6 protein-coding genes are annotated in these 6742 nt (G+C 70.1%); all 6 read left to right on the forward strand.

Features of this window, described 5'->3' with window-relative positions:
• Positions 1-13: 13 nt before the first annotated feature.
• The gene (locus M3N57_09660) at positions 14-757 is read left to right on the forward strand and encodes a glycosyltransferase family 2 protein (protein ID MDP9022938.1); all 744 of its coding nucleotides are present in this window, start codon (positions 14-16) and stop codon (positions 755-757) included.
• Positions 754-1638, forward strand: coding sequence for an RNase adapter RapZ (gene rapZ, locus M3N57_09665; GenBank protein MDP9022939.1), 885 nt, complete (start codon positions 754-756; stop codon positions 1636-1638). The genes M3N57_09660 and rapZ overlap by 4 nt, the downstream gene beginning before the upstream one ends.
• A complete protein-coding gene (gene yvcK, locus M3N57_09670; protein ID MDP9022940.1) occupies positions 1635-2621 on the forward strand; it encodes a uridine diphosphate-N-acetylglucosamine-binding protein YvcK in 987 nt (328 codons plus the stop codon). The genes rapZ and yvcK overlap by 4 nt, the downstream gene beginning before the upstream one ends.
• 195 nt (positions 2622-2816) lie before the next feature.
• Positions 2817-3821, forward strand: a complete 1005-nt coding sequence (gene gap / locus M3N57_09675; protein MDP9022941.1) for a type I glyceraldehyde-3-phosphate dehydrogenase — start codon at positions 2817-2819, stop codon at positions 3819-3821.
• Positions 3822-5027: a phosphoglycerate kinase gene (locus tag M3N57_09680; GenBank protein MDP9022942.1), complete on the forward strand. Its 1206-nt coding sequence runs from the start codon at positions 3822-3824 to the stop codon at positions 5025-5027.
• Positions 5028-5219: 192 nt separating this feature from the next.
• The coding region (locus M3N57_09685; protein ID MDP9022943.1) for an ABC transporter substrate-binding protein at positions 5220-6742 on the forward strand (1523 nt) is incomplete at its 3' end.

Below are 6742 nucleotides of genomic sequence, written 5' to 3' on the forward strand. Positions count from 1 at the left end.
TATGGTGGCGGCAGTGAAGCAGCGCCCCCCTACTCTCGTCGTGATCCCGGCGTACAACGAGGAGGCCGCGCTACCGGGCGTCCTGTCCGAGCTGCGGCGCACCGTTACCGCCGAGGACGTGCTGGTCGTCGACGACGGCTCCACGGACGCCACCAGCGCGGTGGCCCGCGACGCCGGGGTGCTGGTCGCGACCCTCCCGTTCAACCTCGGTATCGGAGCGGCGCTGCGCACGGGCTTCCAGTACGCCGTCCGGCACGGCTACCCGCGGGTCGTCCAGTTCGATGCGGACGGCCAGCACGACGCGGAGGCGATCGAGCGGCTGTACGAGGCGCTCGACGACGGCGCTGACATGGTGATCGGCAGCCGCTTCCGGGCGACCGAACGCGACTACGACGTCGGCTTCTTCCGTGGCGGGGCCATGGAGCTGCTCCGGATCTTCATCCAGCTCGCGGTCGGACGCCGCTTCACGGATACGTCGTCGGGGTTCCGGGCTTTCGGCCCCCGCGCTCTCGAGCTGTTCTCGCGCGCGTACCCTGCCGAGTACATGGATTCGGTCGAAGCCATCCTGCTCGCCATCTACGCTGGTCTGCGCGTCGACGAGGTTCCCACTCCGATGCGCGACCGGGTCGCCGGCCGTCCTTCGACCCGCAACCTCAAGCTCGTCTACCACTACCTGCGTGTCCTGCTGGTGATGTTCTTCACCGTGACGTTGCGGCGCGGCCTGCCGTCTGATCACGAGCCGGAGGCGCGGCTGTGAACGTGGACGGCGCTGCCGAGCTCGTGGTCATCACCGGGATGTCGGGCGCCGGACGAACCGAGGCGGCGAAGGTCCTCGAGGACCTCGGCTTCTACGTGATCGACAACCTGCCTCCCACCCTGATCGGGCAGGTCGTCGGCCTGGCCGCCATGCCCCGGAGCAGCGTGGATAGGCTGGCCGTCGTCGCTGACGTCCGCGGCCGGGAGTTCTTCGGCGAGCTACAGGAGGAGATCCAGGCTCTGCGGACCGCGCACCGCGACGTGCGTGTGCTGTTCCTCGAGGCGGACGACGACACCCTGGTGCGGCGGTTCGAGGCGTCGCGTCGTCGTCACCCCCTGGGTGAGTCCGGCGGGGCGGAGGGGGTCGTGGAGGGGATCCAACGCGAACGTGCGGTGCTCGAGGATCTCCGCGGTGAGGCCGACCTCGTGGTCGACACCAGCGACCTCAACGTGCACGCGCTCCGCGACCGCCTGGTCGAGTCCTTCGGCTCACCCGGACAGGCGACCATGCGCGTGAACCTGGTCTCGTTCGGGTACAAGCACGGGCTACCGCGCGACGCCGACCTGGTCATGGACGTGCGGTTCCTGCCCAACCCGCACTGGGTAGACGACCTACGGCCCTACACGGGACGCGACGAGCCGGTGATGCGGTACGTCCTCGACCAGCCGGACACGGCGCCGTTCCTCGACCGGTTCCGGGACCTGCTCGACACGGTCGTCCCCGGCTACGTGGCCGAGGGGAAGCGGTACCTGACCATCGCGATCGGTTGCACCGGTGGGCGCCACCGGTCCGTGGCGATCGCCGAGGAGGTCGCGAGGTACCTGGGTGAGACCACCGATCTGCCCGTGCACGTCGACCACCGCGACGTGGAGCACGAGTGACGGGGCCCGCGGGGCGCGACGGGGACGGGTACAGCGCCGGGGCGGTGGGGCGCGGCCCGGGGGACGGGAGCCGGGCGGTGGCCATCGGCGGGGGCCACGGTCTGAGCCGCTGCCTGCAGGCGCTGACCCACGTGGTGGACCACGTGACCGCGGTCGTGACCACCGCGGACGATGGTGGGTCGTCCGGCCGGCTCCGGGAGCTGCTCGGGGTCATCCCTCCCGGCGACCTGCGGATGGCGCTGACCGCGCTCAGCCCCCGCCGCGACCTGGTCCGGCTGATGCAGTACCGCTTCGCGTCCGGGGAGCTCGGGGGGCACAGCCTCGGCAACCTGGTGATCGTCGCCACCACCGACCTGAACAGCGGCGACATCGTCGCCGCTCTGGACTACGTCGCAGCGGTCCTGGACGCCCGTGGCCGGGTCCTTCCGTGCACCACCCACCCGGTGCAGCTGTCCGCGCGCGCAGGCGACGAGGAGATCGCGGGGCAGGTCGCGGTGGCCAGGTCGCAGCGCATCCGGCAGGTGTGGTTGGAACCGGCCGCGCCACCGGCGACGCCCGCCGCCGTCGAGGCGATCCGCCGCGCGGACCTGGTGGTGCTCGGCCCCGGGTCGCTCTTCACCAGCATCATCCCGAACCTCCTCGTCCCTGGGATCGCCGAAGCGGTCCGGGCAGCGACCTGCCCCGTGGTCCTGGTGGCGAACCTGCGTGAGCAGCCCGGGGAGACCGAAGGCCTCGACCTGCCGGCTCACGTCGACGCCCTGATCGACCACGCCGCGGGGATCCGGCTGTCGGCGATCGTCGCGCACCGCGGCCGACCCGTGACGGACGGACGCCCGCTGACGGTCGACGAGGCCGCCCTCACGCGGTTCACCTCTCAGGTCGTCGTCGCTGACGTCCTCGATCCCCGTGGCGGGCACGAGCCGGTCAAGCTCGCCGTCGCGCTGGGCCGCGTGCTGCGTCCCGGGCGGGCCGCGTTGGGGTGAACGACGGTCCCGGCTGCCATCCGTGCAGCCTGATCGGCGGCCGCGCACGCGCATCGCTGCGCCCCGTGGCCCCTGCCGATCGGACGTTGAGCGGCGGAGCAGGTTCGATGGGCCGGACGGGCGGGCATGGTCCGCCCTCAGCTGGCTGACTAGCCTCGATACGACGCCCCAACGACAACTTCAGGGAGGCTCGTCATGGCGATCCGGGTCGGTATCAACGGGTTCGGCCGCATCGGTCGGATGTTCTTCCGGGCTGCGAAGGAACGCGGATCCGATCTCGACTTCGTGGGGATCAACGACCTCACCGACTCCGAGTCCCTGGCGTTGCTGCTGCGTCACGACAGCGTCTTCGGGCGGTTCCCCGGCGAGGTCGAGGTCACCCAGGACGGGCTCCGCGTCGACGGCGACGAGATGCAGGTCCTGTCCGAACGCGACCCCGGGAACATCCCGTGGGACGACCTGGGTGCCGACGTCGTGGTCGAGTCCACCGGGCTGTTCACCAACCGTGAGAAGGCGTCGCAGCACCTCGAACACGGCGCCAAGAAGGTGGTGATCTCCGCCCCGGCGAAGAACGAGGACATCACGATCGTTCTCGGCGCCAACCAGGACAGCTACGACCCCGACAACCACCACGTCATCTCGAACGCATCCTGCACCACCAACTGTGTGGTTCCGCTCGCCAAGGTCCTGCACGATAACTTCGAGATCGAGCGCGGGTTCATGACGACCGTGCACGCCTACACCAACGACCAGTCCCTGCAGGACATGCCGCACAAGGATCCGCGCCGGATGCGCGCCGCGGCGCTGTCGATCATCCCGACCACCACCGGGGCGGCGAAGGCGTCGGGGGTGGCCCTGCCCGAACTGAAGGGCCGCATGGACGGCATGGCTCTGCGGGTCCCAGTCCCGGTCGGGTCGATCACCGATCTGGTGGTCGTCGCCGGGCGTGAGGTCACGGTCGACGAGGTCAACGAGGCGTACCAGAAGGCTGCCGCCGACGACCTCAACGGGATCGTGGACTACACCGAGGAGCCGATCGTGTCGGCCGACATCGTCGGCAACCCGCACTCGGTCATCGTCGATGGGCGCAGCACGTTGACCAACGGGAACCTGATCAAGGTGTTCGGCTGGTACGACAACGAGTGGGGGTTCAGCAACCGTATGGTCGAGCTGGTCGAGTTCGTCGGCGAGAAGCTGTAGGTGGGCGTTCTCGACGGCATCGCCACGCTCGACGACCTGGACGCCTCCGGGCGGCGGGTTCTGGTCCGCGCCGACCTGAACGTGCCGCTCGAAGACAGCACCGTCGCCGATGACCTGCGCATCCACGCGGCGGTCCCCACGCTCCGCGATCTCCTCGACGCCGGGGCGAAGGTGACGCTCTGCTCGCACCTGGGCCGCCCCGGCGGCGAACCCGACGATGCTCTCTCGCTCCGGCCCGTCGCGGAGCGGCTCGGTGAGGTCCTCGGGCAGGAGGTGCACTTCTCGGGGGACGTCGTCGGGGAACGGGCCCGCGACGCAACCGGGGCGCTGGCCCCGGGCGAGATCGCACTCCTGGAGAACCTGCGGTTCGATCCCGGTGAGAGGGCCAACGACGAGCGGTTCGTCACGGCGCTGTCGTGGTTCGGCGACGTCTACGTCAGCGATGCGTTCGGTGCGGCGCACCGCGCGCACGCCTCGGTGGCCGGCGTCGCGAACGTCCTGCCCGCCTACGCCGGGCGGTTGCTGGTCCGCGAGCTGGAGATGCTCGGCCGGCTGCTGCAGGATCCGCCCCGCCCGTACGTGGCCCTGCTCGGCGGCGCCAAGGTCTCAGACAAGCTCGGGGTCCTGCGCAACCTCCTGCAGCGGGTCGATGCGCTCGCGGTCGGCGGGGCGATGTGTTTCACCTTCCTGCGCGCGGAGGGCATCGAGACCGGCGCGTCACGGGTCGAGGACGATCAGGTCGACACCGTGCGGGAGTTGGTCGGCGACGCCCGGGACCGCGGCGTGGACGTGCACCTGCCCGTTGACGTGGTGGTGGCCCCCGAGTTCGCCGAGGACGCTGAAGCGACCACGGTCGACGCCAAGGACATCCCGGCCGACCAGCTCGGCTTGGACATCGGCCCGCGTTCCGCTGAGAGCTACGCCGAGGCGATCGCCGGCGCCGGCGCGGCGTTCTGGAACGGGCCGATGGGCGTGTTCGAGTGGGAACGCTTCGCCGCGGGGACGCGGACGGTCGCCGAGGCGATGGCCGACGCGGGCGGGTACAGCGTGGTCGGTGGCGGCGACAGCGCCGCAGCGGTGCGCGAGCTCGGCTTGGACGAACGCGTCGACCACGTCTCCACCGGAGGCGGTGCGGCGCTGCAGCTCTTGGAAGGCGCTGAGCTCCCCGGGGTCGCGGCACTCCGGGACGCGGCGTCCCGCGGCTGAGCCGGACGCGGCGCGGGCACCTGACCGCGCGCAGCTGACCACGCTGGTCTGGAGGCCAGCCCTCCTCCTGTCCGTGTTACGGTCCGACCGGTGTGGTAGGCGGTGGCCACTCGAGGACCGCGGGCGGGTGACGGGTCCGGTGCGCGCCGGGATGGTGTCCTCCTGCCGACACGCTCGCTCAGGAGGAACTCGTTGGGACGATCCGGGCCGAACCTCACCCGGGTGGTGGCGGCTGCGGCCGCGCTGACGATCGCCGCTTCGGGCTGCGACCGCCAGGAGAACGAGCCACCGCCAGGCGGGACACCCGGGGCGGCAGGGGGGAGCATCTCGACGGTCATCAAGGAGCCCGAAGACCTCCGCACGCTGAACAGCAACGAGTCGGAAGGAACCGCGGTCCTCGACGCGCTCTACGCCACGCTGGTGGAGTACGACAACCGCACGTCGGAACCGATCAACCAGGTGGCGGAGTCCATCGACACGGAAGACGGAGGGCGGACCTACACCATCACGATCCAGGACGGATGGACGTTCCACGACGGGACCGATGTGACCGCCGAGTCGTTCGTCCGGGCGTGGAACTACGGTGCCTACGGCCCCAACGCCATGCAGAACTCGGGCTTCTTCGCCAGCATCGACGGGTTCGACGCCGTGCAGTGCGGCACGGTGCCCACAACGTCCGAGGACGGCGAAGAACAGCAGGTGCCCGACTGTGACAACCAACCGCCGACGGCCCAGGATCTGGCTGGCTTGGAGGTGGTGGACGACCTGACCTTCCGGGTGTCGCTGACCCAGCCTGAGACGTTCTTCCCGACGCGTCTGGGCTACGTGGCGTACGCCCCGCTGCCCACGTCGTTCTACGCCGACCCGGACGCGTTCCGTGAGAACCCGGTCGGCAACGGCCCGTTCCGGATGGCCGAGCCATGGCAGCACAACCGGTCGATCCGAGTGGAACGGTTCGACGACTACGCCGGCGAGGACCAGCCCCTGCTGGAGGAGATCGAGTTCCGCATCTACGACGACATCAACACCGCGGTGAACGACCTCCTGGCGGGCAACCTGGACGTCGTCGACGAGCTCCCCCCCGAGCGGGTCCGCGAGGTGCAGCAGCAGATCCCCGACCGCGTCGGGGAGTCCCCCGGATCCGGGGTCAACTACATCGGCTTCCCCTCCTACGTCGGCTTCCTGCAGAACGCCGACCTGCGCGCGGCCCTGTCCATGGCGATCGACCGTGAGGCGATCACCGAGAGGATCTTCGACGGATCGCGCCAAGCGGCGAACGCGCTGGTGCCGCCAGTGATCCCCGGCTACCAGGAGGATGTCTGCGAGAACTGGGCGCACCATCCGGAAGAGGCCAAGCGGCGCTTCGAGGCTGCCGGAGGCGTGGACGCCCTGCCCGTGCCGCTGGTGGTGTGGGTGAACGCCGGCGCGGGGCACGAGCCCTGGGTCGAAGCGGTCACGAACATGTGGCGCGACACCCTCGGCATCCAGGAGATCGATTTCCAGCAGCTGGCCGTGTGGTCCGAGTACCTGGGGAAGCTCGACAAGCGGGAGGTCACCGGGCCGTTCCGGCTGGGTTGGCAGATGGACTACCCGCACCCGCAGAGCTACCTGCAGCTGGTCCTCGACCCGGACTTCGTCCCCCCGGTCGGTGCGAACTCGACCTTCTACGACAGTGAGGAGTTCGATCGCAAGCTGGATGAGGCCCTGGCCGTGAC

The sequence above is a fragment of the Actinomycetota bacterium genome (assembly GCA_030776725.1).
Lineage (GTDB): Bacteria > Actinomycetota > Nitriliruptoria > Nitriliruptorales > JAHWKO01 > JAHWKW01.